21 protein-coding genes are annotated in these 26,972 nt (G+C 45.9%); 5 read left to right on the forward strand and 16 right to left on the reverse strand.

All coding sequences use genetic code 11. The annotated features are described in order from the left end of the window. Positions 1-104: 104 nt before the first annotated feature. Genes IEX62_RS07835 through IEX62_RS07845 form a run of 3 tightly spaced genes read right to left on the reverse strand, consistent with a single transcriptional unit; the run spans position 105 to position 3,588 of the window. Positions 105-947: a sugar ABC transporter permease gene (locus IEX62_RS07835; protein WP_188774869.1), complete on the reverse strand. Its 843-nt coding sequence runs from the start codon at positions 945-947 to the stop codon at positions 105-107. Beyond that, a complete protein-coding gene (locus tag IEX62_RS07840) occupies positions 944-2,293 on the reverse strand; it encodes a carbohydrate ABC transporter permease (RefSeq protein ID WP_188774870.1) in 1,350 nt (449 codons plus the stop codon). Before IEX62_RS07840 ends, IEX62_RS07835 begins: the two co-directional genes overlap by 4 nt. 2 nt (positions 2,294-2,295) lie before the next feature. Beyond that, positions 2,296-3,588, reverse strand: a complete 1,293-nt coding sequence (locus IEX62_RS07845) for a sugar ABC transporter substrate-binding protein (protein WP_188774871.1) — start codon at positions 3,586-3,588, stop codon at positions 2,296-2,298. Positions 3,589-4,119: 531 nt separating this feature from the next. Here IEX62_RS07845 and IEX62_RS07850 point away from each other — a divergent pair. From IEX62_RS07850 to IEX62_RS07860, 3 genes are all read left to right on the forward strand, one after another. Beyond that, positions 4,120-5,166 (forward strand): LacI family DNA-binding transcriptional regulator, encoded by a 1,047-nt coding sequence (locus IEX62_RS07850; protein ID WP_188774872.1) that lies wholly within the window; start codon positions 4,120-4,122, stop codon positions 5,164-5,166. A 343-nt stretch (positions 5,167-5,509) separates the two neighbouring features. After that, complete coding sequence (locus tag IEX62_RS07855; RefSeq protein WP_188774873.1) at positions 5,510-5,929, forward strand: hypothetical protein; 420 nt, start codon at positions 5,510-5,512, stop codon at positions 5,927-5,929. A 559-nt stretch (positions 5,930-6,488) separates the two neighbouring features. Further along, complete coding sequence (locus IEX62_RS07860) at positions 6,489-6,671, forward strand: hypothetical protein (RefSeq protein WP_188774874.1); 183 nt, start codon at positions 6,489-6,491, stop codon at positions 6,669-6,671. A gap of 280 nt (positions 6,672-6,951) precedes the next feature. Here IEX62_RS07860 and IEX62_RS07865 read toward each other — a convergent pair whose 3' ends face one another. The 11 genes from IEX62_RS07865 to bglX form a co-directional block, all read right to left on the reverse strand. Further along, positions 6,952-7,572: a PepSY domain-containing protein gene (locus IEX62_RS07865; RefSeq protein WP_188774875.1), complete on the reverse strand. Its 621-nt coding sequence runs from the start codon at positions 7,570-7,572 to the stop codon at positions 6,952-6,954. A 361-nt stretch (positions 7,573-7,933) separates the two neighbouring features. Beyond that, positions 7,934-8,866 (reverse strand): PepSY domain-containing protein, encoded by a 933-nt coding sequence (locus IEX62_RS07870; RefSeq protein ID WP_188774876.1) that lies wholly within the window; start codon positions 8,864-8,866, stop codon positions 7,934-7,936. A 107-nt stretch (positions 8,867-8,973) separates the two neighbouring features. Beyond that, positions 8,974-10,422, reverse strand: a complete 1,449-nt coding sequence (locus tag IEX62_RS07875) for a sensor histidine kinase (protein ID WP_188774877.1) — start codon at positions 10,420-10,422, stop codon at positions 8,974-8,976. Continuing rightward, positions 10,419-11,123 carry a response regulator transcription factor gene (locus IEX62_RS07880; protein WP_188774878.1) on the reverse strand — a complete coding sequence of 235 codons (705 nt, stop codon included), beginning with the start codon at positions 11,121-11,123 and terminating at the stop codon, positions 10,419-10,421. Before IEX62_RS07880 ends, IEX62_RS07875 begins: the two co-directional genes overlap by 4 nt. Next, on the reverse strand, positions 11,116-11,721 hold the full coding sequence (locus IEX62_RS07885; protein ID WP_188774879.1) for a GNAT family N-acetyltransferase: 606 nt from the start codon (positions 11,719-11,721) through the stop codon (positions 11,116-11,118). Before IEX62_RS07885 ends, IEX62_RS07880 begins: the two co-directional genes overlap by 8 nt. A gap of 29 nt (positions 11,722-11,750) precedes the next feature. After that, complete coding sequence (locus IEX62_RS07890; protein ID WP_188774880.1) at positions 11,751-12,317, reverse strand: GNAT family N-acetyltransferase; 567 nt, start codon at positions 12,315-12,317, stop codon at positions 11,751-11,753. A 244-nt stretch (positions 12,318-12,561) separates the two neighbouring features. Next, on the reverse strand, positions 12,562-13,119 hold the full coding sequence (locus tag IEX62_RS07895; RefSeq protein WP_188774881.1) for a GNAT family N-acetyltransferase: 558 nt from the start codon (positions 13,117-13,119) through the stop codon (positions 12,562-12,564). A gap of 297 nt (positions 13,120-13,416) precedes the next feature. Next, positions 13,417-13,842: a chemotaxis protein CheW gene (locus tag IEX62_RS07900; protein ID WP_188774882.1), complete on the reverse strand. Its 426-nt coding sequence runs from the start codon at positions 13,840-13,842 to the stop codon at positions 13,417-13,419. A 772-nt stretch (positions 13,843-14,614) separates the two neighbouring features. After that, positions 14,615-16,549 (reverse strand): beta-glucoside-specific PTS transporter subunit IIABC, encoded by a 1,935-nt coding sequence (locus tag IEX62_RS07905; RefSeq protein ID WP_188774883.1) that lies wholly within the window; start codon positions 16,547-16,549, stop codon positions 14,615-14,617. 306 nt (positions 16,550-16,855) lie between these two features. Further along, a complete protein-coding gene (gene licT, locus IEX62_RS07910) occupies positions 16,856-17,710 on the reverse strand; it encodes a BglG family transcription antiterminator LicT (protein ID WP_188774884.1) in 855 nt (284 codons plus the stop codon). A gap of 512 nt (positions 17,711-18,222) precedes the next feature. Beyond that, positions 18,223-20,478: a beta-glucosidase BglX gene (gene bglX / locus IEX62_RS07915; protein ID WP_188774885.1), complete on the reverse strand. Its 2,256-nt coding sequence runs from the start codon at positions 20,476-20,478 to the stop codon at positions 18,223-18,225. Positions 20,479-21,007: 529 nt separating this feature from the next. On the opposite strand from bglX, the gene IEX62_RS07920 reads away from it, so the two are divergent. Beyond that, entirely contained in the window at positions 21,008-21,349 is a 342-nt protein-coding gene (locus IEX62_RS07920) for a hypothetical protein (protein ID WP_188774886.1), read from the forward strand. A 95-nt stretch (positions 21,350-21,444) separates the two neighbouring features. Here the strand turns inward: IEX62_RS07920 and IEX62_RS07925 are convergent, their stop codons facing one another. Next, on the reverse strand, positions 21,445-21,882 hold the full coding sequence (locus IEX62_RS07925; protein ID WP_188774887.1) for a hypothetical protein: 438 nt from the start codon (positions 21,880-21,882) through the stop codon (positions 21,445-21,447). A gap of 162 nt (positions 21,883-22,044) precedes the next feature. On the opposite strand from IEX62_RS07925, the gene IEX62_RS07930 reads away from it, so the two are divergent. Beyond that, complete coding sequence (locus IEX62_RS07930; protein ID WP_188774888.1) at positions 22,045-23,307, forward strand: helix-turn-helix domain-containing protein; 1,263 nt, start codon at positions 22,045-22,047, stop codon at positions 23,305-23,307. Between the two features lie 1,212 nt (positions 23,308-24,519). On the opposite strand, the gene IEX62_RS07935 is transcribed toward IEX62_RS07930, so the two are convergent. After that, positions 24,520-26,961 carry a glycogen/starch/alpha-glucan phosphorylase gene (locus tag IEX62_RS07935; RefSeq protein WP_188774889.1) on the reverse strand — a complete coding sequence of 814 codons (2,442 nt, stop codon included), beginning with the start codon at positions 26,959-26,961 and terminating at the stop codon, positions 24,520-24,522. Positions 26,962-26,972 lie beyond the last annotated feature (11 nt).

Below are 26,972 nucleotides of genomic sequence, written 5' to 3' on the forward strand. Positions count from 1 at the left end.
GGCTTATATTATTTAATTTGTACCCTTTATACGAGCAAAGAGTGTGAAGCATCTTATATTTCCTATTGGAACAAGCATCTATTTCTAAAAGGTAATAACATCACTTACCCCTTCGTCGCACCCGCCGTCAATCCATGTACAAGGAAGCGCTGTAAGAACATATACAGAATCGTGATCGGCAATGCTACAAGCACTGAGCCAGCGGCAAATAGCGTAAATTCTGTACTGGAGTAGCTATTCACCAGCTCGTACAGACCTACAGCCAGCGTCCAGTTCTCACGCGAGCGCAAGATCAGACGTGCGAAAATAAAGTCCACCCATGCTCCTGTAAACGTTGTGATCGCAATGTACGTAATGATCGGCGTCGATAACGGCAAAATAATACGTCGGAAAATCTGAAAATGACTTGCTCCATCCAGCAGTGCCGATTCCTCCAGTGCACGTGGAATCGTATCAAAGAAGCCCTTCGCTACGAACATGCCCAGCGCTGCACCGGAGGTATATACCAGCACCAATGCCCATGGCGAGTTCAGCAGATTCATTTGCAGCAGGATAACATAGACAGCGATCATACTCATAAAGCCTGGGAACATACCCAGAATCAGGATGACCGACATCATCGTTTGTCTACCCCTGAACCGGAAGCGGGACATCGCATATGCGGTCAAAATTTGCACCAGCGTACCGAGTACCATACTGCTAACCGCTACCTTGAGCGTATTCCAGTACCATTTTACATACGGCAGATCCTTATCCGATTGCGAGCGGAACAGATCAGCATAATGCTGTAGTGTCAGCTTTTGCGGAATCAAGGTCTCACTGTATAACGAATCACCGACTTTAAAGGAGGACAAAATGATCCAGAGTGCCGGATAAATGCAGGCCAGCGCGATCAGCACCAGCAGCACATAGCTGATCGTAAGCTTGATGCGTCTTTTCTTTTTCATTGGATCATATCCTCCTCTTTAAAGGAGCGGCTGCGTCGATAATTATAAAGCGAGAATGCCGCAATAATAATGAAAATAATAATCCCAATCGCCGAAGCGAAGTTATAGCGCTGATTATCCAGCGTCAGCTTATACAGCCATGTGACGAGCAAATCGGTACTACCTGCATACGCGTAATCTCCATTCGCTGGCAAGCCATTCGTCAGCAAGAAGATCACGTTAAAGTTATTAATATTACCAGCAAACTGCATAATCAGGATCGGTGCGGTCTGGAACAGCACGAATGGCATCGTAATGTTGCGGAATTTCTGGAAACCTGTCGCCCCATCCACCTCTGCCGCTTCATACAGATCGCGCGGAATCGCGGTCAGTACACCGAGTACGAGAATCATCGATACCGGAATCCCGATCCACATATTCACCAGAATAACCGTCACCTTTGCCCAGAAAGGATCATTCAGCCAGGGTACACCGCCCATTCCTAGCATACGCAAATACTGATTGACCGGCCCAAACTGATAATTCAGCAGGTTACGCATGACGAGCAGGGAAATAAACTGCGGAATTGCATACGGTAAAATAAACAGCGTCCGCCAGAAGCCTTTAAAACGAATTCCCTGCTGCTCGATCAGCAGCGCTACCAGAATACCGCCAAAGTACGTCGTAACCGTCGCCACAACCGCCCAGATAATCGTCCAGGTCAAAACGCCGATAAACGTATGGCTCCACGCCTCCAGTGTGACCAGATTCGTAAACGTACGGAAGCCTACCCAATCGACCAGATTTTTCGGTGGAATATGATCAGGTGCGGAATAGTTTGTAAATGCCATCAATACCATGAACACAATCGGCAAAATTGTAAATACCAGCACACCGATCGTTGGTAAAGCAAGCAGTACATACGGAAACCCTTTATCGCCAAGCATACGCCAGGTATCGCGGAACGTGTTCACCTTTTGTCCACGCTCACGCTGCTTACCGATACGATACGCATCCTTAATATTCGCTACATAGAAGCAAGCAAGCAAAATAACATACAACAGTGCTACCAGACCATAGATCATCATGAAGATCGAATGATCACCTGGTACGTTGCGATACAATCGTCCAACCTTCTCCATATGTGCAGGCTGCTCACCAAGTGTGACCAATCCCCACATATTACTTGCAAGTCCATTTAGAATCAGATACAGACTGACCAGTCCAGCAAGTAGGAACAACGCACCCTTCGCCCACTGCCGGTTATACATCTGACCCAGCCCCATAACAACAGCGGAGAGCACAGCAGCAATTGCTGCGCTCCCCATTCCGGCGGTTCGTTTAGGATGAATAGCTGCCTTATTCATTGTTATTGTCCTGTCGAGATATTGCTCTTCATCTGGCTAACCAGATTGTCGAGCGCCTGCTTCGGATCTTTGTTATCGTTCCAGATCGATGACATCGCCGCTTCCATTGGAGACCAGAACTGCGCCATTGCTGGAATCGATGGCATTGGAACCGAATTTTCAAACTGCTTCAGGAATACGGATGCGATTGGGTCCTTTTGTACCGTTTCGCTAGCTGCTGCATTTTTGTTGGATGGCAGTGCGCCGTTCATCTCGAAGTTCTTCAATTGCCATTCTTCAGATGTGATAAAGTCTGCAAATAGCTTGGACGCATTTGGATATTTGGTATACGCATTCACAAAGTACGCCTTGATACCAGAGAACGGTGTCATTGGCTTGCCGTTTGGCAGGTTTGGATACATTCCTACACCTAGATTTTTTACCGATTCTTTTAGTGAGCCTGTATCCCATGGGCCGCTAATGTTCATTGCCAACTTGTTGGAGGAGAACAGGGATTTTTTGATATCTGCGTTAATATCCGATGTTTTGAGTGGCAAAATTTTGTTCAGGCTTTGGATAAAGGTTGCGCCCTCTACCGACTGCTCATTGTTCAGACCAAGATCATTCGGATCGGTGCCATCTTTACCAAATACATAGCCACCGTAGCCGCCCAGGAATGGGAATACATAGTAGCCATTGCCCACTTCCCACATGATGGCGAATTTATTCGCTTTTGTATCATTGAATTTGTTAGCAAACTGTATCACACCATTCCAGTCCGCAGGAACCGCATCGATCAGATCCTTGTTATAAAATACCGCTGTCGTCTCAACCGACTTTGGATATCCGTACAAAATATTATCGTAAGTCAGTGCTTTGATCGCTAGCTCACTATTACGGGAGCGTGTATCTTCCTCGAACCAGTCGTTAGGCATCAGCACACCAGCGGATACACCCTGTCCGATCTGATCATGCACGCCGGCAAACACATCGGCACCTACACCCGCAGGGCCATCGGTTACCATTTGTCCCATGGACTTATCCGGTCCCAATTCAGCAAACGTTACGTCAACATTGTACTTCTCTTTGAATGCCTTCGCTGCTTCTTCAATAAATGCTTTCTGATCGCCGCTATCCCATACGGTCAGCTTTGCGCCTTCCTCCGGTAACAGCTCCTGCATTTCCTCGCTCGCGGCTGGATCAGCAGCAGGCTGACTTGCCGTTCCGCTACCTGCGCCTCCTCCACTACATGCTGACAGAATCAGCAGCATGATCATAAGCACACTTACCAGCGCACTGTACTTTTGACGTAACATAGTCATTCATCCTTCCATTATGTAATTCAAATTGTGCGCTTCCCTTATACAGTTATGCCAGTTAGAGCAACCGTCGATACAGAGTCTTACGATCCACCCTGTGTAAATATTTGCGCAAACGTTTGTTCATTTTCGCGCAATGTATTATTTATTCGCCAGTTAACTTCCAGTTATGACAATAATATTATGTAAACGGTTAATGGAAGCGCTTAATTCAACGATTCCATCATAACTCATATTTCCTTTTTGTTAAAACGTTTGCACAAATCATTTACGCTGATTTTGGGCGATTTTTACAATGTAACCACCATTATGCTTGTTTTATCTACTCCGCAGGCAATATATTTTCATTTTACGCCATTCAGGTTATTATTAAATGAAGGTTTACACTTCTGCGAGACTTCGATTAACATAGAGACACGACCCGAACATGCTGATTCTTATCTCATGTTCATATGATCTGAATTCGATTGCACAAAATCATATTATTTATGCAATATACATCGTGCAACCTAAATTAAGGAGGTACATATGTCAGTTACAATTAAAGATGTCGCCAAACGGGCGGGCGTATCTCCTTCTACCGTATCGCGCGTGCTGTCCAATCATCCTCGAATCAGTCATGCCACCTCTGAAAAGGTCAGAGCGATTATGGAGGATATGGGCTATCATCCTAACATTATGGCAAAAAGCCTTGTTTCCAAAACGACGCAAAGTCTTGGCGTCATTCTGCCCAAGCCAGCGGAAGAGCTATTCTTAAATACGTTCTTTATGGAACTGATTCGGGGTATTGTCGCTCAGGCCAATCGGAATGGCTATGATGTGGTGCTTAGCTCTGGCTCCAGTGAACAGGAAGAAGTCGATGCGGTATCTCGCCTTGTATATGGCGGACGGATCGATGGGGCAATCCTGCTCTATTCACGCAAAAACGATCCTGTTGTCGACTTTTTGAGTCGGAATCAATTTCCTGCTGTACTGGTAGGACGAAGCGAGCAGCACAGTAATATGATCACCGTTGATACGGATAATATTCAAGCAGCCGCCGATGCAACCCGCCATTTGATCCAGATGGGTCATCGCCGAATCGGCTTTGTGAGTGGTCCGCCTGAGCTGGTCGTATCGCTTGACCGGATGGAGGGCTTCAAGCGTGCCCTTCAAGAGGCTGGACTGGAATATCGTAAAGACTGGATTGTGGAGGGTGAGTTCCTACAGGAGAGCGGCTATCGAGCGATGTCATTTTTCATGAATTTACCGGAGCGCCCGACAGCACTTGTCGTTGTCGATGATATGGTGAGCTTTGGCATTTTGCGTGGCTTGCATGAGCTTGGCTATCGAGTGCCTGAGGATGTGGCGATTGTCAGCTTTAACAATATCGCCCTGTCAGAGCTGTCCACACCACCGCTGACGAGTATCGATATTGGCATTTACCATCTGGGGTATACAGCATCCCAAGCGCTCATTCAGGCGATTCAGGATAAAAATAAAAACGGCGCTGCGATTCACCATCAGCGGCATATCGTTCCGCATCGTCTCGTGCTGCGCGAATCGTCGATGTTTTCGCCGTCGACGCCGAAGTGATCGGTTGCATGATAGAATGCTTAGATAAGCACAATCCTGTTTGAAGATAAAAGATTCGATATTTACTATGAATGAATCACAGCAATGTTAACTATATTGCTCATACGCCCTGATGTGTATCCTATTTATAAGCGGGATATTCATCAGGGTCTTTTGCTGTGCTTTTCTATTCTCTGAAGAATGTGCTAACAGCATTTTGGTTAGCGATAATCTTGAGTTAGCATATGAGTTTAACTATCCAATTTTTGTCTATTTTGTGAATTATATTCCAAATTGTGGAATATAATGAATGATAAGGTTATTATAAAATTGGTTGTAAATCTAACATAAAGGAGACATGATCATGAAAACTCGAAACATTGCCGTACTGTCCACTCTGTCGTTAGCTCTTGCTCTCACTGCCGCGCCTACAAGTTTCGCTAATCCTGTATCACCTGATGTTACTGTAAACAACCCGCTTGTCTCTAGCCCTACTCCCATTTCTGTAAACGATTTCTCAGGTCCTTATCCAGTCAATGGCAATGCTATTGTGGTGCCTCTACGTGGAGAGCTTGTAGCTACAGTAACCCCTAATCGCTATGATACGTTTTATTTTAAATTAACGAATCTACAAACTGGTGCGGTCATGTCCAATCAATCTTACAGTGGTAGCAGTCAGTACGGATTCCGCATAAGCAACAATAATCTTGTAGGAAATTATTCCGTTCAAATTACCTCCAGTTCTGGTAGCAGTAGTGGTACATTTGTATTAAGCTATTTATAACCTCAAACTCCACACATCCAATATATTTATTCCAACTTTATCAGTATAACTATACCTCCATACATCCACTTCTTCTAAGTATTTTAGAAGAGTGGATGTTTTTTTGTTGGCAAAAATTTTGCTGATTTTGAATCCAATATGTAATTAGTAACGTATATATAGTATAGCACTCTTCATACTAGGATTTATTTTAGAGAAGAATCCGTCTTGCTTGAAATAGTATTCCTTTCTTTGCACTATTTTTTTGCTGATTCCAAAGCGTCGTATTATTAATACAGTCATACTAATTCTTTTTATTCCCAGCAAATATTTAATGCAATTTTAAGGAACACATCACGTTTCTTTAACGAAGGGGCGCTACAATACAAATAAGAAAAGCAGACACAGCTGTACTTGATTTTCTAAACCGAAACATCAGATTTATTCTATCTCTAACTGGTGTCTGTCTGGACAAAGTAAATGTCGCATTTACTTTCTTCTTATCACTTATTCCGTGTTATATGTATCAGCTTCGATGCTGAGCATCAACACTCACTTTATGTTTAGGGAGGGCTTCATCATGAAAAAGGACGCTGATCTGTCCATGTGGATGACTCAATTTTTGTGCAGCCCCGATTCCATCAAGGAGGAACGTTTGGCTGAAGCAGAGGAAGAACATGATCCTGTATTGCTCGAAAGCATTCGTTTCCATCTTGAATTGCGCAATCGTTACGATTTGCTGGAACATCATTCTTTGAAGTAAGCCTCACTTCTGATTGTATATCGTGTGCATGAATTCATGCATTGCATGACAAAGCCTCCATTCTTCTATACGGAATGGAGGCTTTGCTGTGTAAAATTATCGATTAGCTGGATATAACAAAATGGACTGTAGCTCCATCCAATGCAATGCTGCTAGCTGCTTCTTACAGGTAAAGCTTGTACGTTTTCTTGCATCTGCCACTTACGATAGCTACCCCACTATCGTACTGGCTGAGCATTTAACATAATACTAGCTTTGACAAGCTTAGCTGTAGCAACTATTAGTCATTATCTTGGTCGTCGTCATGGTCATCGTAGTCCTTGTCGACTTTGACGATTTTGCCTGTAGCGGCGTCGATCTCAACTTTTGCTTCACCACCTGTAAAGCGAAGTTCTACTTCATACTGAATGCGTCCATCTTCACGATCGCGCTCCACATCGGTCACTGTACCATTTACGGCTGTTTTTGCAATGGCGATCGCTTGATCAACGGTTTTAACCTTCGCTGTGCTAGGAACGGTAGCCGATGAAGAGTTATTTCCTTTACCTGGTACAACATAAGCATCATCGTCGTCGTTATCATCATTTACGCTTTTCACTACAGCGCCGCTTAGTGCATCGATATGCACATCCACATCGCTACCGTTACTACGATTCACGTCCACTTCATAGTAGAGCTTGCCACGTTCGCGATCCAGCTCAATACTTTCAACTGTACCACCAGGTACTTTTTGCAGGGCGATTGCTTCTGCACGCTGAATACCGATCACTTTTGAATTGTCGGGAACGGTTGCACTGCTGTTATTGTTTGATGCAGCGACTACGGTGCCTGCTGCTCCTACCGTCAATGCTGCTGCCAGAATACCAACGCCTGCTTTACGATTCATCCATTTGTTCTTCATATTCATTTCCTCCTTCGATATCATCCATTAAGTAATCGAAAACAGATCAAGCGCTATCGTCTTCTCTGTTTTCTGCCCCGTACAGCTTCATGATCAGAATGTGAATCCGATACGTAATGCTGTCTGTTACTATCTCGCTGTTGCTCGCTGCCGGGCTATGTTATCAATATAAAGCAGCTAAATGAGATGACTCTGATAATCAGATTAGAAAATGATGAGAACGCACCGATGAGGTTGGTTATCTGCATAGATCAAGCAGAACTAAGCATGGATATGCTCTATCTATTGGGATCATTAGCCTGATTTGCACATCGTAATGTGTTCAATAGTGATCGTGTTCGTATTCTTTAATATTTATTCTTCAATCTTTATCGTCAGCATCGCCCTCGTCATCCCATGTGATCGACATGACTTCACCTGATATCGCATTAATCTGAATGACCGCTTCCCGATCATCGGGTGTATCGATATCCACCAGATAATATTGCTGCCCCGTCTTACCGCTGTACTTGAAGTCCACATCGTCCACTTTTCCTTTCACCTGACGAAGTGCGATCTGCTCAGCCTGCTTCTCAGTTAGTGAATTGGATGCATAGGGCACCGTGCTAGAAGCGTCCTTTTTGCCTGGTGAAGCAGGGTGTGGACGTGGTGATGGCAATTTATCCTTATCATCCTCTCTGGGCGACTTATTCGGAGTGGTGCTGCTAGATTCGCCTTTTCCACCAGGCACTACCGGGTCTGGAACTGACTGGGTAGATGATGGAGCTGTTGTTGGTGTGGAAGCAGGCATGTTACTTTCCGCTTTTGAGCGATCCGATTCTGTATTCGCTGGCTCTGTAGGCGTTGCTGTGCTACCATTCTCACCTGGAGCAGACGTTGTAGAAGATGAGTCTGTAGTGGGCACTGTCGCGCTACCTGATGTTGCTGGAGCCGAATCGGAGGTAGAAGTAGTCGCTTCATTTGAGCTAGAGGAAGCTGTTGCTTCTGTTCCCGTAGCAGTCGCAACCGTTTGCGTACCTTGCAATTGACGGATCGATTGCACTTTACCATTTTGCGCGCTCACATTTAACTCATAACGGCCTTTATCCGATTCGAGCTGTACGATGTAGGCATCATTGTTTTTGACAACACTCGTAATTTCTCCGGGGTATTGCGCCTGAATCTGTTCGCCGACCTGAGTTGCGTTAAGTAAGGGCTTCGCTTGCCCGGACGTATTCCAGACCCAAATGGACGCACATAGAAGAATTAACAGGGCTGCTGCCCCTCCAATGATCCATAATCGTTTATTTGACATGCTGTTCATCCTTTCGTGTTACCAGATGTAGATTTTCATCGAAATTAGGATCAAAATAAAAACGCCTCATACCGTCTAGAGTGATCTCCTTGACAGTATACAGGCGTTTAATTAGAATTCGCTGAGAAGCCAGCCATATGCTGAGCTGTTGCAGGCAAGGTGACGATAGCCGTTGTACCAGATCCTTCTTCACTTTCCAACCGAATCGTAGCCCCGAGTGCTTCAGCAATACGCTCAGCAAGCGTCAAGCCTAGTCCCGAGCCACCTGTATCCTGCCTTGTTCGTGCCTGATCGACCCGGTAAAAGCGATCAAATACCTTTGGCAATTCCGTAGCTGGAATACCGATACCATGATCGATTACTCGAATATAACGATTCCGAGTTCCCGCTTCGTGATGCTCCGAATGATCAAGCGACCGATCATCGAATCCAAGCTCCAGTATCATATCCTCACTGCTATATTTGCGCGCATTATCCAACAAAATAAACAGGAGCTGGCGTAGCTTGCCGCCATCTGTCCAAATGGTGCACAGCTCCGCTTCAGCCTGAAGCTCTGCCGATAGCACCACCTCTACACGCCGATTATACGCCTGCCAGAATTCACGGGATAGCTGTGCAGCCTGATGACTGAGATCGACCGGCTCCAGCTTCAGGTTCCACTGCTCCTCATGACGTGCGAGTAATAGCAGCTGCTCAGTCATTTCCTTCATACGCACCGCTTCAGAATGAATCGCCTCGATCGATTCTGTAAACAAATCTGGCCGCTCCAGCCCACGACGCTTGAGCAAGCTGGCATAGCTCTCAATGATCGTTAGCGGTGTGCGCAGCTCATGGGAGGCATTGGAAACGAATTGCTTTTGCTTATCATAGTTATTTTCGAGCAGCTCAATCATTCGGTTAAACGTAATCCCCATCTCATACAGCTCATCCTGCGAACGCTCTTCCAGCTTGATCCGTTTAAAATGACCGCTGCGACGAATCTCACTCATCGTTGAGGTGAGTGCAGCAATTGGACGAATGACGATCCGACTCAGAATCTGACCAGATAGAAATACCGGAATCATCGCCAGACCGGTTACGATCAATAATACAAGCTGTAGCACATTCAGATAGCTCTCTGTCTGCTTCAAGCTCTCGGTCACCTGCACATTTACCACACGACCATCATTCCAAATGATCGGAACCGATACAAATACATAGCGATGTCCGTTATCTTTTACAACCTGCGATACGAGACTGGATGCATAGGCAACCGGACGCTGAGATAATTGCTGCTCATTCGGTGAGGTGACAAGCAGGCTATTGCTGCTCTGCTGGGCGACGATACGAATCATACCTTCGAGCGGAACATACGCACGCAGCAAATCCGCTACAGGCAGATCATTCGCTGATAAGCGGATGTTATCGGCGACCTTCTCTGTCTGCGATACGATCCGATCCTGCTGCTCACGAATCGTTAACGAGCTGAATACAATATAGACAAGCACATTCGTCACAATCAATACGAGCGCAAACAGCACCGACGAATACAGATGAATCCGTCGATTGAGTCTCATGATGGCTCCCGCAGTACATAGCCTACGCCACGCACTGTATGTATTAGCTCCTGCTCATGACCCTGATCAATTTTTTTGCGTACATAGCGAATATACACATCGACCACATTCGTATCGCCAAAATAGTCATAGCCCCACACCGCTGCAAGAATCTGATCTCGATTTAGCACCTGACGCTTATTTTTCAATAAATAAGCCAGCAGATCAAATTCGCGTGGGGTTAGCTCCACTGACTGTCCAGCACGCTCTACCTCGCGCGTACTCTCATTCAGACGCAAATCTCCTGCCACCAGCCAGTTGTCTGTCTCTGCCACTTCTGCGCTGCCGCGTAGCTGCTGCTCCTTGAGCCGAATCGCTGCGCGAATACGTGCCAGCAATTCCTCAATCTGAAATGGCTTGGTCACATAATCATTCGCTCCCAGATCAAGCCCTGCTACCTTATCCTCCACCGAATCACGCGCCGTCAGCAAAATAACCATCGTCGACGGATCGGTGGCACGGATGCGGCGTAAGATCTCAATCCCGCTCATCTCCGGCAGCATCACATCCAGCAGCACCAGATCCCATCCCCCTTCGCGGTACAGATCCCATGCCTGCGCACCATTATACGCCTGCCGAACATCATAGCCTTCGGCTTCAAGCTCAATCTGTAATAATCGGGAAATCTTATGCTCATCCTCGACAATTAATATACTAGCCATCCACGCCCTCCCGTCTGCCAATCAATTTCTGGTAGCTGACAATATCGAGCCACTGGTCAAACTTACGTCCTACCTCACGGAAATGAGCGCACTTCTCATATCCATACCGTTCAAACAAGCGAATACTACTGGTATTATCCGCGCAAACGGTCGCTACCAGCACGTGGAATCCATGCTGCTGTGCAGCCTGCTCGATAAATACAAGCGCGCGGCTACCGATACCCTTTCCTGCTTGCTCAGGCTTTAAATAGATCGTAATCTCAGCCGTGGTATCGTACGCTTGCTTCGCTTTGTGGCGAGTTAGCAAAATATAGCCTACTAATATTCCAGAATCGTTAGCGCGTATTACAGATTCGTTTAAGCTGTCGCTTGCGCCAGCTACTGGCTGCTCATCCGTATCCCGTTCCCCAGCATGCTCTATAATCGCATACGAGCAATAATGAGCAGGCAGATCGAATAGCTGCGCGCGCATCTCATCTAGTGTCAGTGGCTCGGTATGAAACGATACTGTCGTATGCAGTACATAATAATTATAAATATCTACAATCTGCTCCACATGCTGCTCTTGAACAGGTACAAATTCCAACGTCGTTTGCATTCCAAGTTCCCCCGTTACATTCAAAATGATTAGTGAAACGCACTCGCATCAGAATTAACCATATAATGCATAATCCACTGCATCCCCACTGCACCAGGACGCCGAAATCCGTGATCTACAAAGCCTGTACGCAGATAAAGCTTCTGTGCAGGCTCATTACGTACATTCACAGCCAGTATAATCTCATGAATATGCGAAAAATGCTCGTTTACAAAAGAGCGTAATCCCTCCAGTGCCAGACGAGCATAGCCTTTTCCCTGTTGCCGATGATCCATAAGAAATGCGCGTAGCAACATGAGCTGTTCGGCAGAAGTAGAGGTATAGGATCTATATGTGGATACACCTGCACCCTCATGTAATACAAAAAAGCCTACAGCCTGCTCATCAACTGTAATGACAATTGGATGCCGCTCTGGATCGCGAATCGAAATCTCCAGTACTTCAACGGGCAAAGCAGTAAACCGATGCTGATCCTCTGGTAGCTCAAAAGACAATAATTCCTCCAAATGCTGAGGCTGTAATAGCTCTAGCTGTACGGACTTTGATGTTTTTTTAGAGATCGGCACATGCGTATTCGATTCCGCATCAAACTTCATGAACGATTCTCCCCTCATGCGATCTACAGATCAATGCATATCTGCACCCTATGTTTCACCAGTTCAATGGATATGGAAACGATAGCATCGTACGCTCGCTATCATTTCCATATCGATGAGCTGATGAGAAATGTAGGACTAGTTAGATAGACGTTGAGATCAATGTTGAATTAGCTTCAAAACGTATACGAATCATGGTCAACAATCATCGGGCAACGTCATAGCCTATTCCTGCAATGGATAACTACTCTACCGAGCGAATCGCTGCATATATTTTGGCATCGCGGAAGCTTCCCTTTGTATACAGATGCTTACGGAGCAAGCCTTCGTACTGCATCCCCAGCTTTTCCATCACACGAGCAGAACCGATATTTTCTGGAATACAGCGCGATTCGATACGAATTAGCTTCATTTCATCCCAGCCAAACTGCATTACAGGCCCCATCGCTTCGGTAACGATGCCACGATTCCAGTATGGTCGTGCCAGCGCATAGCCTACCTCGCCGCGAAAATGACGCAGGTTCCAGCCTAAATAACCTGCTGTACCAATCATTTTGCCAGATTCTCGATCCTCAATCGCCCAAGGTGCCAGCTGACCTTCGGCATAATTTTTGAGCACATGATTAATAAATTCATCTGTATCCTCTAATGTTTGATGAGCGTACCAGCTCACATAACGCGTAACTTCAGGGTCGGAGGCATAAGCAAACATGTCTTCGCGATCTTCTGCTCGAAGTGGACGTAAAATCACCCGCTCCGTTTCCAATACTGGTATTTGTCCAAATACATCTTCTACTTTCATCTGTCTCGCTCCCTCCAATAATATGTACTCATTTGAATGCTTTGTTGTACTTAACGTATTTTATCATATCTTGTGGTGGGGTGTTGAAGCATCTCTCACTTTGCGAAAGGAATACAGAAAGGGACTGGGATTCAGCCACCTGAATCGATGGCACTCGATAGGCGTTCACTCTAAATTAGATAGGTGTTCACTCCAGCTCAAGTAGACATCAAAAATCCCCAGCTACGAGTAGTAAGCATGGGGCCGATTACTCGCAAGCTGGGGATTATGGGTTTTATCGCTGTGTTTCGTTATAGCTTATACGTAAGAAGTACGGGTATACGCAAGCAGAGTTTCGACGTTCACGATCGGCACGATACGACCATCACTCAGCTCGAATGCTCTTGGCAAAATATCGCGGCTGTTGACTTCCGGATTCTCGCGCAGCTCGCTTTCGTCGATGATAGCAGTGTTATCCAGCTCGTCTACGAGCAGGGCAACGCGTGCGCGGCTGAGCAGGATCATTTTATCGCTTTCCTGTGGGCCGTCAAATGATACGCCGAGCAGCTTGCGCAGGTTCACCAGCGGATACAGGGAGCCACGGATGGTAATTAATCCTTCGTGCCATTCATCGGCAAACGGCAAAGGTGTGCCTTTTTTAGCGGTTTGAATTTCTTCGATTTCGCTAAAGCTGATCGCATACGGCTGCTTCGCCACATAAAAAACAATAAGCTCCATTTTCATAGCGTTTAGCTCCTCAATTAGTTTCTACTGTTTACACATTCATGCATATTCTATAGTTTTTATCGACCAATAGACCTCATTTGTTTAGGGGCAGCCTCAAACATATCTGCCTGATTGCATTTTGCAGCGCTGCGATTCCTATACTGATTCCATTAAAAGAAATTCTATCCAGAAATGTACGACTTTTTATACTGATTGTCTTGAAACTCTGTAGCATTCTGGTACAATGTGATAGTGTTATGTGAGCTACTCAACCATGAAAACAAAGGAGCTAGAACATTGAATCCATCTGTAAAAGACCGCTGTTATGCTGTACTTGGCATTGCTATTATCTGGGGCGGCGTTGTCGTTATCAAATTGTTTAGTGGCGACCTGTAAGCCGCACTTTTCATAGGGAGTAGACGATTCATCCCGTGCTTATGGACAACCGATGCTGATCGGAGAATGTCCCGATAGCGATTTGAGGTAAACGTACCTGCTTTTCAATCGCATGATGTATAGTTCGTCGGCGTCTTTGTTTGGCATATAGAGCGTGAATATATGTGATATGTAGAAATAGTACAATCCAATAAACGAAGCGTTCCTATAGCTTCTTTTCTGCATTCATAGCAAAGCCAGCCTATAGGCTGAATTCTCTTCTGGTTAGATCAATCTAACGATAGAGATTATTCAGAACAGGCTGGCTTTTTATATTTTGTATATGCGTGGTTTGTCTATTCGTTGTTTATTTAGTACGAAGCGGCTTATTGTAATAGCTATTATCAGCCATTTTTTATTTCAGCGTGTACAAGGAGTCTCCTGTCTGTACCTGCTTCTCCGCCGAGCGTGTCAGCTCATTATAATCGTTAATATTCGTTACGATGACTGGCGTAATGGTTGCGTAGCCTTCTGCACGAACTGCCTCCAGATCGAATTCCATCAGCAGGTCGCCCTTTTGGATTTCCTGTCCAGAGCGAGCATGTGGAGTGAAATGCTTGCCTTTTAGCTTCACGGTATCGATACCGATGTGGATTAGCATTTCGGTACCATCTTCACTGACCAGACCGATCGCATGCCCACTCTTAGATACAGAGAACACCGTTCCATTGACTGGAGCAACAACACGACCCTCGGTAGGTTCAATTGCAACCCCTTTACCCATGATTTCTTCGGCAAATGCCGGATCCGGTACTTCACTCAGCGATTTCACTTCACCTGTCATCGGGCTATATACTTCGGTCGCTTTCATCTGGCGTGCAGCACTCTCATGCTGAATCAGGGTTGCAGCGACAGCATCTGTATCCATTGGCTGTGCAGCTGGTACACTTGAAGCCGCTGGCTCCGTTGTCGCTTCTGCTGGTGCGTCTGTATTTTCTTGAATCCCCATTACAAAGGTAATAATCGTAGCCGCTACAAATGCGATCAGACCACCCAGTAAGGCATAGATCAATGTGCTGATCGATGGGCTAATAAAGGCAGCAACACTTGGCAAGCCTACCAGACCTGTAATCACATATGCCTTGACGTGGAAAATACCCATGAATGCACCACCGATGGCACCACCGGACAATGCTGCGATAAATGGCTTTTTGAATTTCATATTTACACCATACATCGCTGGCTCGGTAATCCCCATGATGGCAGTCAAGCTTGTTGAAAATGCGAGCGACTTGGTTTGACCATTTTTAGCGCGCAGACCTACACCGAGCGCACCACCCGCTTGCGCCCAGTTCGCTGCAAACATCAGTGGAATGATAAAGTCATAGCCCAGTGCTGTAATCGAACCGATAACGATTGGAGTTAGTGCATAGTGCATACCTGTAATAATCAGCAGTGACATCGTACCACCGATCAGAATACTTGCGAGAATCGACATATTATCAAACAGCCATGAGATTCCACCGGACAAGCCACTACCGATAATTGAACCCAGTGGTCCAATCGCGATCAGCGTGAGTGGAACCATTACGAGCAGAGTTACTGTCGGTACAACGAGCAGCTTCACTGAAGCGTGTGTCACACGATCTACTGCTTTTTCTACATACGAAGCAATCCAGATGGCGATAACGATTGGAATAACCGTTGACGAGTACGTTGCCGCTACAACCGGAATGCTAGCAAATGTAACCGGCTGTCCTGAGGACAACAACGCAGTAATCGTAGGATGCATAATCGCTGCGCCGAGCGCTGCACCGATATACATATTGCTACCCAGCTTACGTGCAGCGCTAATCGCCAGAATGATGGGCAGGAAGTAGAATGCGCCGTCACCAATAGCGGATAAAATGATATACGTAGAGCTTGTGTTCGACATCCAGCCAAGCGCGACCAAAATCGCCACAATCCCTTTGATCATCCCTGCGCCTGTAATCGCAGGCAGGATCGGTGTGAACATACCGGAGATAAAATCGAACAGCGAGCTGATCGGATTACGCTTCTTCGCTGTGCCTTCACCTGTGGAAGCAGCAGGCTTGGCTCCGCCACCTTTCATCGATCCAGCCAGTTCTTTATAGACGCCAGCTACCTCGTTCCCGATAATAACCTGGAACTGCCCTCCATTTTTCATTACACCCATCACGCCCGGTGTTTTCTCCAGCTGGGCTTTATTCGCTTTGTTATCATCATGTAGGTTGAAACGCAAGCGTGTCATACAATGCGTCACCTGATCAATATTTTCTTCGCCACCGACCAGTGTCAGTACGTCCTGTGCTACCTTCGCTTTATCCACGTTAAACACTCCTTTATTTCCTATCGTTCATTCGATATGGTTTTTGTGCTGTTTACTTTACATGTTGCTTGTTTGCTGGCTACCGCATAGCTAACTGGATGGGCTCCTGAAGAAATGGGAGCGCTTGCTAGATCGCGTCGTCTTATAGTCTGATAGCGTATTTTAGCCTTTCAGGCAAATAAAAAAACCTAAATGTGGAGAATGAGGTACAGACGCTGATCGTTTATGATTAGACGTTCTGATAATTCATTCTTCGACATTTAGGTTTTGCCTACCCAAAGTAACAATCCCTTTGTCCGTATACGGTTATGCCTCCGTTTGATCGGCATTTTCCTTTTTCGTGACCCGTTCAATATGAATCGTCAAATATAACAATTCTTCATTGGAAAGGTCACGCTGATGAATCTTACGTGTATAGTCCTGAATTTTCAGTGCGCATGCATATGCTTGCGGATACTGGTTTTTGACCATATCATGCAGTGGACTATCTCCCTGCTCGCTCGCTGCGCCACTAACGACACGCTGAGCAAAAAACTTTAAATGAGTGAGGAAGCGGAAATAATTCAGCGATTCCTCATCCAGCTCAATCACATAATGGCGAGTGACAATACGTAGCACATCCTTGACGATATTCGTCATGCTGACTGTCTCGCTCATCTGTCCATTCAACTGGGAATTGACAAAATGCAGTGCAATGAAGCCGCCTTCATCTTCAGGCAATGCAACACCGAGCTTATCCTCGATCATTTGCAGCGCCTTGAGTCCAATATAGTACTCTTTGCGATACAGCTTCTTGATTTCCCATAAAAGGGCGTTCTTAATTTCCAACCCCTGCCGATGCCGCTCAATTGCAAAGTGAATATGGTCGGTAAGCGAAATGTAGATGCTATCATGAAGCTGGCTGCCCAGCACCGTCTGCGCATAACGGATAATTTCATCCGAGCATTCCATGTATTCAATCGGAATATCCGACAATAGCGCGGTAAGCTTGTCAGAGATTTCCTTGCTCTCCAGCTTGAATACCTTTTCGATCTTCGCTTCATCGATCAGGTCATCCGGATGCTTTTTAAAGCCAATCCCTCTGCCCATCACGACCAGTTCCTGTTTGCCAGAATCGATAACGGTGACGACATTATTATTCAGAACCTGCGATATTCTCATATTCATCACCTTTTTATATGATGCTCAAAAAGGCAAAACCAAAAATGACAATACCTGTCAGTTTCGGTTTTGCCTGATCTCTCAGTAACAATCCGTGTTTTGGTTTCGATACAGCTATACTAACATAGCCGACATAAAATGACAACCGTTTTTTGAAAGCCTTTTCCACTGTAAAGTATTTATGCGCCCTAAGACGGATTGAAATGGATAATTCCATCCTGATTAGGGCGCACAGATTGGCTGCTTATGCAGCGCTGGATAATGCACGAACGGTAATAACGAGCGTTAACCATATCGCAAACAGTAACAAAAATACAAAGCCAGCAATGAGATAAAAACTTCGCTTTTTCGAGCTTTTCTGCAAAAATCGGCACCTCCGTCTTTGAAGTATACAGCGATATCAAAGCGACAACGATTACTTCGAAGTGGCAGCATGATGCTTGCCGTCTAGTATACCATCATTTTCCAGATGATTCACTGTATCCTGCAAATGTTGCAAGTGTACCTTTTACTTAGATCAACTCAAATGTACGCTCCAGTACATCTACCGAGCTCGTACCGACAAATACTTTGAATTCGCCTGGCTCGGCAACCCATTCCAGAGCAGCATTACAGAACTTCAAATCCTGCTCGGTAATCGTAAATTCGACACCTGTGCTTTGTCCCGGTTGTAAATGGACTTTGCGGAAGCCCTTCAGCTCCTTGACTGGACGAACTGTGCTGCCATACAGGTCTTGAATGTACATTTGTACGGTTTCTTCGCCTGCCATATTGCCGGTATTCGTTACTGTTGCACGTACGGTAATTGATTCGCCCTGCTTAATAATGTCACGATCCAGCTTGAGCGCGGAATACGTAAAATGCGCATAGCTCAGACCGTAGCCGAATGGATACAGCGGATCATTCGGGCCATCGAGATATTTGGAGATGTATTTCTCGTCACGATTCTCCTCTGTCACCGGACGACCGGTGTTAAAGCGATTGTAATAAATCGGTATCTGACCTAGATGCTTCGGAAAGCTCATGGTCAGCTTACCGGATGGATTATAGTCACCCAGCAGTACATCAGCAATCGCGTGCCCTGCCTGTGAACCGAGGAACCATGTTTCTACAATCGCATCCACATGCTGCTCATACCAATCCAGTACAAGTGGACGCCCGTTAATCAGCACGAGCACGATCGGCTTGCCTAATTTGACAAGTTCCTCTGCCAGACGCTGCTGCGGTGCAGGAATGCTAATGTCCATACGTGAAGCGGCTTCACCGGACATTTCGCTATCCTCGCCAAGCGCAAGCACGATCACATCGGCTTCACGCGCTGTTTTTACCGCTTGCTCAATACCGCCAGCGATCGCTTCATTCACTCCGCTACCCTGCGCATACAGTAGTGTCGCGTCAGCAATGCCTTTCGCCTGTAAGCCCTCGCGCAGTGTAACCGTTTCTTCTTTGTAACGGGAGAATTGCCATGCGCCAAGCAGGTCTTTGCTATCCGCAAAAGGACCGATCAGCGCCAGTGTCATATCGCCCTGTAGCAAGCCTTCCTGTGGAAGTGGCAAAATACGACGTTCATTTTTCAATAGTACGATCGAGCGACGCGCCAGCTCCAGACTTGCCTGTAGATGCTCGGCATTGAAGTGATATTCTGCTTCTTTTTCAGGACGAATATAGCGGAATGGATCGTCCATCAGACCGATCTCATATTTATAAGTCAAAATACGACGCACAGCCGCATCAATCTGCTCGATCTGTATTTTTCCCTCTGTAACAAGTGCTGGCAGATGCTGCTCGTACAGCTGTGTGACCATCTCGATATCCATGCTGGCATCAAGTGACAGGCGAGCTGCTTCCTTGCGGTCACGAGCGGCACCGTGCACATAGATTTCATCGATCGCGCCGTAGTCGGAGATCAGCATACCATCGAATCCAAGCTCCTTACGCAGCAGATCATTAAGAATAAAGCGATTGCCCGCAATAGGAACACCATTATAGAAGTTAAATGCGTTCATGACCGAAGCTGAACCTGCTTCCAGTCCTGCCTGGAACGGTGGCAAATAAATATTGCGCAGCATCCACTCGGAAATATCAACAGTATTGTAGTCGCGCCCTGCTTCGGATGCGCCGTAAGCGACAAAATGCTTCAAGCAGGCGATCAATGTTTCTTCACTAAATAGACTATCTCCCTGGAAGCCTTCCACCTGTGCTCTAGCAATGAGTGAGCCGAGATATGGATCTTCCCCTGCCCCTTCCATCACCCGTCCCCAGCGTGCATCACGGCTAATATCAACCATTGGCCCGTGATTGTACGTGATACCGGAAGCGGTCGCTTCACGAGCCGCGATCACGCAGGCTTCACGAATCTGCTCGATATTCCAGCTACTCGCCCAGCCGAGCGGAATCGGGAAAATCGTCTGGTAGCCGTGGATCACATCAGCGTTGAAAAATAATGGAATACCGAGACGAGACTGCTCCACCGCTAGCTTTTGCAAATCAAATGTACGATGGCTATTAAAGGCACCTAGAATGGAGCCCACACGTCCTTCACGTACAAGCACCTCGGTTGGCCCTGCTTCAATATCTGCACCAAAGGAAAACTCAGAATCGGCGCATTGACTCATCTGCCCGATCTTTTCCTCCAGTGTCATCTGTGTGAGTAGCTCCTCGACAGATTGACGAATGTTTTCCTCGTTTCGTTTGGTCACGCCTGTTTTGCGATAGGGTGCAACGAGTGCAGCCAGTGTGTCTGTATCTGGATGGTGAATATTGGACATGTAAAAGACCTCATTTCGTATAATAGGATACGCAATCCGCTGGTGTATCTATTTGGGGTGTAGAAGGTAGTTGGCGGATTGGTGTGAGTTGTATACTACTAATGTAGGCGTTTACGTAGTTGATTTATGGTTTTATTCTTTAATTTTTGGTAAAATAACGGAATATCTTTTGTGAGTAAGCTTCGTTCTATTCTGGATGGTACATAGGAGTTTGAGTTGGGATGCCGGCGTCAGTTCCGGTATATATGTCTATGTCTATGTCTATGTCTATGTCTATGTCTATGTCTATGTCTATGTCGCAAGTGTAGACTCATATTAAAAAGTAAAGGAAATGAATAATATGGATTTGATCAGATTGGGCATAATTATCTTTGCAATCGTATACCTACTCATGATTCCGATATTTTTTCGTTTGCGTGATAAAGAAGATGAACATATGTCGGTAGGCATGAACTTATTTGTCATGGCGATGTTGTCTCTTGTTATAACCGCTGTGTTAGTAGGCGTGATCATAATAGGATATTTGTTCATGGACATGGTGTCCTTTGCGCCATTTATTCAATTCTCCAGTAAGTGGGATACCGTCGTATTTGTGATCGCATTATTGATCCTACTTTCTGTAGGCGAACTGGTTATTATTCCGATTGCCAAATCCCTGCTAGCGCTAGCCCTTCGCCATCCGATTTCCAAATGGATTGGCTATCTCGTAACCATTGTGATGAATACGTTATTCATATCCATCATTGTAGACCTACTACCGGGTGTGACAATACAAGGAATTGAGGTCGCATTAGGTATGGCACTGGTATATCAATGTATAGAATGGATTGTAGAAATCCGAACAGCATACTCATCGACAAAGTCCAAATAAGTATAGTCAGCTCCAGGCATGAACCGTAGGCTAGCCAGCCGAGCGATCTATTCCAATGAATGAACAATAGAATGCCGGCATACTAAATGCAATAGCTACCGACTTGGTCCACTTACACTATAAATACTCAGTTGATCCAAATCGATCTCCACTGTAAAATCAAAAAACTGCTCGCCGAATCCTTCCATCCAATTATTAGGGTCGCTTGCTTCATAAAACCAGAATACGAGCAGTTTAGTACCATCCGAAAAATGTTTTTCTTTACAATCAATGGAACAGAGCGCCAGATCAATATGTAATGGAGGTAAAAAGCATGCCGCTATATCAACCAATGAATTTGCTCGCTGCTGTGCAGCTTCTACAGCTAATAGTAGATAAAGTGCATAATCTGCACCTACCAGCTGCTCTGCAATCGCATCTTCTTGCTCTGTATGTAAAGCTTTTAATAAAGTAGCTACATACTGACGATCAACCTCAAATAAGCTATCGTTAAATGGTATCTTGTTTCGCTGTACATTATTCGCTGAATCCATCTTGTCTTCCCCCATGTTTGAATATCGCTGTTGATCGGATGATCATCCGATCAAATAAAATGTATGCTTGTTACATTTATGGTACAGATAAGCTCCAGACAAGTCTATTGCAGCCTATATTTTAAGTATATTACTCTTCACATCGTAAAGGAGCTGATCCGTATGCCGAATATTACGCCTGATTCGATTCAACTCATCATGCACATGATGTATACCGAATTTCAAATGACCCTGTATTGGATGGATGCGGCTGGGCAGCTACTAGAGGAGCAGCCTTTACGTGGATTCAATCCCGTGTATGATCATAAAGCTCAGACCCTTGCTCTACTCGCGCAGCAGACAAATGGTCATTATCCTGTCGTACAGTCGACGAATGTACTGGAGCAGTATTTGACGGTGCCATTATTGGATGGCGATAGGTATGCAGGTGCACTCATTGCCGGGCCTTTTTTTCATGCGATTGTACCGGATGAGCTGATTAGCGGAATCATTCGCGATTACCAGCTGTCTTTTCGACAGCAGGATGCCATTCGGCAGTTTTATGCGAGCATCCCGCTCATTTCCAAGGAACGCATCTATAATGCGGCAGCGATGATCCATTATATGCTGTACCAGCAGCGACTTGATCTGGCCGAGGTCATTCAGCATAATTTGCATATTCATATTAAACTGGATGAGCAAGCAGCAATCGTGTCCTCTCCCTATGAGGAAGAAATGTATATCGCACCAGCTAGCTATCATCGTAATCCAGAGATGGAGCGGATTTTCCTGCAATATATCCGTGAAGGCAGAAAAGAAGACCTGGTGCGCTGGGAGCTTGGCTTCCCTACAGAAAAGCTGGGAGTATTATCGAAAAAAAGTCTGCTACGCAGTGAGAAAAATCTAGCCATCTGCTCGATCACACTGGCAACGCGTGCAGCGCTGGATGGCGGCGTGAATGCTGAAATTGGCTATACGCTGAGTGACTTTTACATTCAAGCCGTGGAGGAATGTCAAAATCCCGGCGAAGTGCAAGCGACGCTACGCCGTGGCTATAATGATTTTGTCGATCGCGTGCTGGAAAGCCAGCAAAAACGTTATTCCAGAGAGATCAATCTATGCCGTAACTATATTTTCCATCATTTATACGAACCGATCCAGCTGGAGCACCTCTCTGATCTAACCGGCTTAACCGGAGACTACCTGTCCAGGCGCTTCAAAAACGAAACCGGACGCTCCCCTATTCACTTTATCCAATACTACCGCGTTCAGGAAGCCAAACGCCTGATGTCCAGCACATCTCATTCCCTGTCCGCTATCGCTACCATGCTACAATTTCACGACCAAAGCTATTTTACGAAAATATTTAAAGCCCATACGAACCAGACACCTAAGCAATACAAGTCCGCTGCAAGCGGCGGCCATTTACCTTTGGCAAGAATATAGGGATGTGAATAGCAGCTGGAGATCAATTACGGCTATTATAAATTAAGGATAGTGTGCAAAGCATTACACCATGTTAAACTGCAATATCGCTAATACCAAATTCAATCTTCACCCGTTCACCTATAGTATTAGATTATCCCATCTTTCACTTGCTTCATTACACCATTCCAGTGCGAACCCCAAGCTCACATCAAATCCCAGGGAGGTTCGCACCCCTTGCTACACAAGGCTTTTCAGCATTTTGGTTGTATTTTGTCTCCGTTTCCACTACTCTAAAAAAGAGGTTCGCACTTTTGACCCTGAAATGCCTTGTTTTGTAAGGGCGCAAAGTGCCTACAGTCGCTCTCCGTGCGAGAGTGTGGATTGAAATAATCCGAAAACGAACAATATCGCTTTAAAAGAATGTCGCTCTCCGTGCGAGAGCGTGGATTGAAATACCGTTGTACTTAATGCGGATCTTACGTGCTGTCTCGTCACTCTCCGTGCGAGAGTGTGGATTGAAATACTACTACATCCAGGAGTCCGAAGCTGGATATGCGCGTCGCTCTCCATGCGAGAGCGTGGATTGAAATATCATCCATTTGATCTTACATTTGCTATCTCTGGTCGCTCTCCGTGCGAGAGCGTGAATTGAAATCTGCACCTTGTCGTAGTTCATCCCCTTCTGAGCGAGTCGCTCTCCATGCGAGAGCGCGGATTGAAATCCATATGACGTGTGCAACAAATTTGCCACATAGCCCATCACTTTACATGTTGTAAAATAACCTAAAGGCAATAAACAACCAAAAGCAAACACTTCCTCATCCGCGCACTGCTCCAGCACATATGCTGTGAAGGCACGGAACGGAGGAAAGCAAATAAGGGCAAAGGACGACTTTGGCGTATGGAATCTACATTATTTCCACATTCGTAGATTCCATACGCCACCGGAGTCCGTGCCCTTATTGCTTTTCGGAGTGGATTCCCCTCACATCCACTTCATGGTGCAAGAAACTGCACTTCACCTCACAACAAGTTCATACTACCTCCAATAAGCCACCTCCAACAGATTCCCACCAATCAACAAGTTCCTACCAATTTACAGCAAAAACTCCATGCAATCCCCCCACTTCCCACCAAAAGAAAAAAGCCAGCACCCTCCCAAAGGAGAATGCCAGCTTTTCAATCCATCCATCACTACCCATATCGTTAACCGAAAGCAGTCGATTCAACCTACCCCTGCACCGGATGAATCTTCCAAATCTCCGATGCATACTGCTGAATCGTACGATCACTGGAAAACTTGCCGGAATGCGCAATATTGTGAATCGACTTTTTCAGCCATACTTGTTGATTCCGATAGGCTGCTTCGATCTGCACATGCGACTCCGCATACGAATCGAAATCCTTCAGCATGAAATATTCATCATTTCCATCAATCAGCGACTGATACAATGATGCAAATTCATACGTATTCGATGCAAATGGTCCCGGTGTAATCAGTTGATCCACGACTTCCTTGATCCGTGGATCACTGTTGTACACATCACGAGCAGAATAGCCACCATGCTGGTAATAGTCCATTACCTCGTCTGCGTTCAGACCGAAAATGAACATATTGTCGTCGCCCAGCATTTCGTACATTTCCACGTTCGCACCGTCCATCGTACCGATCGTTAGCGCACCGTTCATCATCAGCTTCATATTGCCTGTACCGGAAGCTTCTTTACTCGCGGTCGAGATTTGCTCACTAATATCCGCAGCTGGAATAATCTTCTCTGCCAGCGATACGGAATAATTTTCGAGGAAGAATACATTCAGCTTATCCTTCACATCAGGATCGTTGTTCACAACGCTCGCCACGCGATTGATGAGCTTGATTGTATTTTTCGCCAGATAATAGCCCGGTGCTGCCTTCGCGCCAAAAATAAAGGTACGAGGCACCATATTGAGTGATGGCATCGACTTGATCTGATTGTACAGATACATCACATGCAGGATGTTCAGCAGCTGACGCTTATACGCATGCAGACGCTTGATCTGTACATCAAAGATCGAATCGGTATTCACAGGCGTACCATATTTTTGCTCGATATACTGCGCAAGTCGCTGCTTATTATGCTTCTTGATCGCTGCGATCTTACTCTGGAATGCAGCATCCTCGCTGTATTTCAGAATACTGACAAGCTCCTTCGGATGCGTCTTCCAGCGTGAACCGATCGATTCCGTGATCAGATCGTTTAGCTCTGGATTCGCGTGCATCAGCCAACGACGATGTGTAATACCATTCGTCTTATTGTTGAACCGTTCTGGATACAACTCATAGAAGTTGCGCATCTCGCGTTCCTTCAAAATGTCGGTATGCAGGGCGGCAACACCATTAATGCTGTAGCTACCAGCGATCGCAAGATGCGCCATTTTGACCTGATCATCGAAAATGATCGCCATATGTGCGACTCGCTCTGGATCGTCTGGATATTTCTCCATCAGCACCTTGCAGAAACGCTTGTTGATCTCGTCGATCACCATATATACGCGCGGGATCAGATCGCGAATCATTTGCGCAGGCCATTTTTCCAGCGCTTCGCTTAGAATCGTATGATTCGTATACGATACCGTGCGGCAGACGATATTCCATGCTTTATCCCAGCCATAGCCCTTTTCATCAACCAGAATACGCATCAGCTCGGGAATAACAAGCGTTGGGTGCGTATCGTTAATGTGAATCGCAATCTTATCTGGCAGTTGATCATAGCTCAGGTTGAGCTTATCATACGTACGCAGAATACTTTGCAGACCTGCTGAGCAAAGGAAATATTGCTGCTTCAAGCGCAGCAGACGACCCTCATAATGGCTATCATCGGGATACAAAAACTCTGAAATCGACTCCACCGAGCGGTTATAGTTCAGATAGCTATAATAGTTACCCGCACCGCCAAGATTACGATTCGCCATTTCAGGCACAGGCTCTGCACTCCACAGACGGAGCGTATTCACATGATAATCCGGCTGATTGCCACGATAGCCGATAACCGGAACATCATATGGAATCGCCCAGACGGCTTCATAGTCACGCAGTGAGAAGTACAATTCGCCATCCGCTTCACGTGTCTCTACATAGCCACCAAAGCGAACCTCAATCTTGCGATCCGCGCGGCGAACCTCCCATTCAAAGCCCTTTTGAAGCCAATCATCGGGTAGCTCCACCTGGTTACCGTCAACGATTTTTTGCTCAAATAAGCCATAGCGGTAACGAATACCGCAGCCATGCCCGGCATAGCCGAGTGAAGCGAGCGAATCCAGAAAGCAGGCAGCAAGGCGACCAAGACCACCGTTACCAAGCCCAGCATCTGCTTCCTGCTCCTCGATCTCCTCCAGCGAAATACCCAGATCATCCAGACCGCTTTTCACCATTTCCAGCATGCCCATATTGAGCAGGTTGTTACCGAGCAGACGGCCAATCAGGAATTCGAGTGACAAATAGTAGACCTGCTTTTCAGCATCCTGACGAAGCTCCTGATTCGTAGATGCCCATTCGCGACCAGCGAATTCACGCATCATACGACTGAGGATCGTATACACATCCTCAGACGATACTTCATTCAGTGGCTTACCCAGCTTAGAAACGACATTATTTTGAAAAATCTGTTTGAATTCTTCTTTATTTGTGAACAAAAGGCTATTCC

Source organism: Paenibacillus hunanensis, from assembly GCF_014645615.1.
Taxonomy (GTDB): Bacteria; Bacillota; Bacilli; order Paenibacillales; family Paenibacillaceae; genus Saccharibacillus; species Saccharibacillus hunanensis.

What these genes read in the sequence shown, in the direction of transcription:
- IEX62_RS07835 (WP_188774869.1), bottom strand. Translation starts at nt 947, where the DNA reads ATGAAAAAGAAAAGACGCATCAAGCTTACGATCAGCTATGTGCTGCTG.
- IEX62_RS07840 (WP_188774870.1), bottom strand. Translation starts at nt 2,293, where the DNA reads ATGAATAAGGCAGCTATTCATCCTAAACGAACCGCCGGAATGGGGAGC.
- IEX62_RS07845 (WP_188774871.1), bottom strand. Translation starts at nt 3,588, where the DNA reads ATGTTACGTCAAAAGTACAGTGCGCTGGTAAGTGTGCTTATGATCATG.
- IEX62_RS07850 (WP_188774872.1), top strand. Translation starts at nt 4,120, where the DNA reads ATGTCAGTTACAATTAAAGATGTCGCCAAACGGGCGGGCGTATCTCCT.
- IEX62_RS07855 (WP_188774873.1), top strand. Translation starts at nt 5,510, where the DNA reads ATGAAAACTCGAAACATTGCCGTACTGTCCACTCTGTCGTTAGCTCTT.
- IEX62_RS07860 (WP_188774874.1), top strand. Translation starts at nt 6,489, where the DNA reads ATGAAAAAGGACGCTGATCTGTCCATGTGGATGACTCAATTTTTGTGC.
- IEX62_RS07865 (WP_188774875.1), bottom strand. Translation starts at nt 7,572, where the DNA reads ATGAAGAACAAATGGATGAATCGTAAAGCAGGCGTTGGTATTCTGGCA.
- IEX62_RS07870 (WP_188774876.1), bottom strand. Translation starts at nt 8,866, where the DNA reads ATGTCAAATAAACGATTATGGATCATTGGAGGGGCAGCAGCCCTGTTA.
- IEX62_RS07875 (WP_188774877.1), bottom strand. Translation starts at nt 10,422, where the DNA reads ATGAGACTCAATCGACGGATTCATCTGTATTCGTCGGTGCTGTTTGCG.
- IEX62_RS07880 (WP_188774878.1), bottom strand. Translation starts at nt 11,123, where the DNA reads ATGGCTAGTATATTAATTGTCGAGGATGAGCATAAGATTTCCCGATTA.
- IEX62_RS07885 (WP_188774879.1), bottom strand. Translation starts at nt 11,721, where the DNA reads ATGCAAACGACGTTGGAATTTGTACCTGTTCAAGAGCAGCATGTGGAG.
- IEX62_RS07890 (WP_188774880.1), bottom strand. Translation starts at nt 12,317, where the DNA reads ATGAAGTTTGATGCGGAATCGAATACGCATGTGCCGATCTCTAAAAAA.
- IEX62_RS07895 (WP_188774881.1), bottom strand. Translation starts at nt 13,119, where the DNA reads ATGAAAGTAGAAGATGTATTTGGACAAATACCAGTATTGGAAACGGAG.
- IEX62_RS07900 (WP_188774882.1), bottom strand. Translation starts at nt 13,842, where the DNA reads ATGAAAATGGAGCTTATTGTTTTTTATGTGGCGAAGCAGCCGTATGCG.
- licT (WP_188774884.1), bottom strand. Translation starts at nt 17,710, where the DNA reads ATGAGAATATCGCAGGTTCTGAATAATAATGTCGTCACCGTTATCGAT.
- bglX (WP_188774885.1), bottom strand. Translation starts at nt 20,478, where the DNA reads ATGTCCAATATTCACCATCCAGATACAGACACACTGGCTGCACTCGTT.
- IEX62_RS07920 (WP_188774886.1), top strand. Translation starts at nt 21,008, where the DNA reads ATGGACATGGTGTCCTTTGCGCCATTTATTCAATTCTCCAGTAAGTGG.
- IEX62_RS07925 (WP_188774887.1), bottom strand. Translation starts at nt 21,882, where the DNA reads ATGGATTCAGCGAATAATGTACAGCGAAACAAGATACCATTTAACGAT.
- IEX62_RS07930 (WP_188774888.1), top strand. Translation starts at nt 22,045, where the DNA reads ATGCCGAATATTACGCCTGATTCGATTCAACTCATCATGCACATGATG.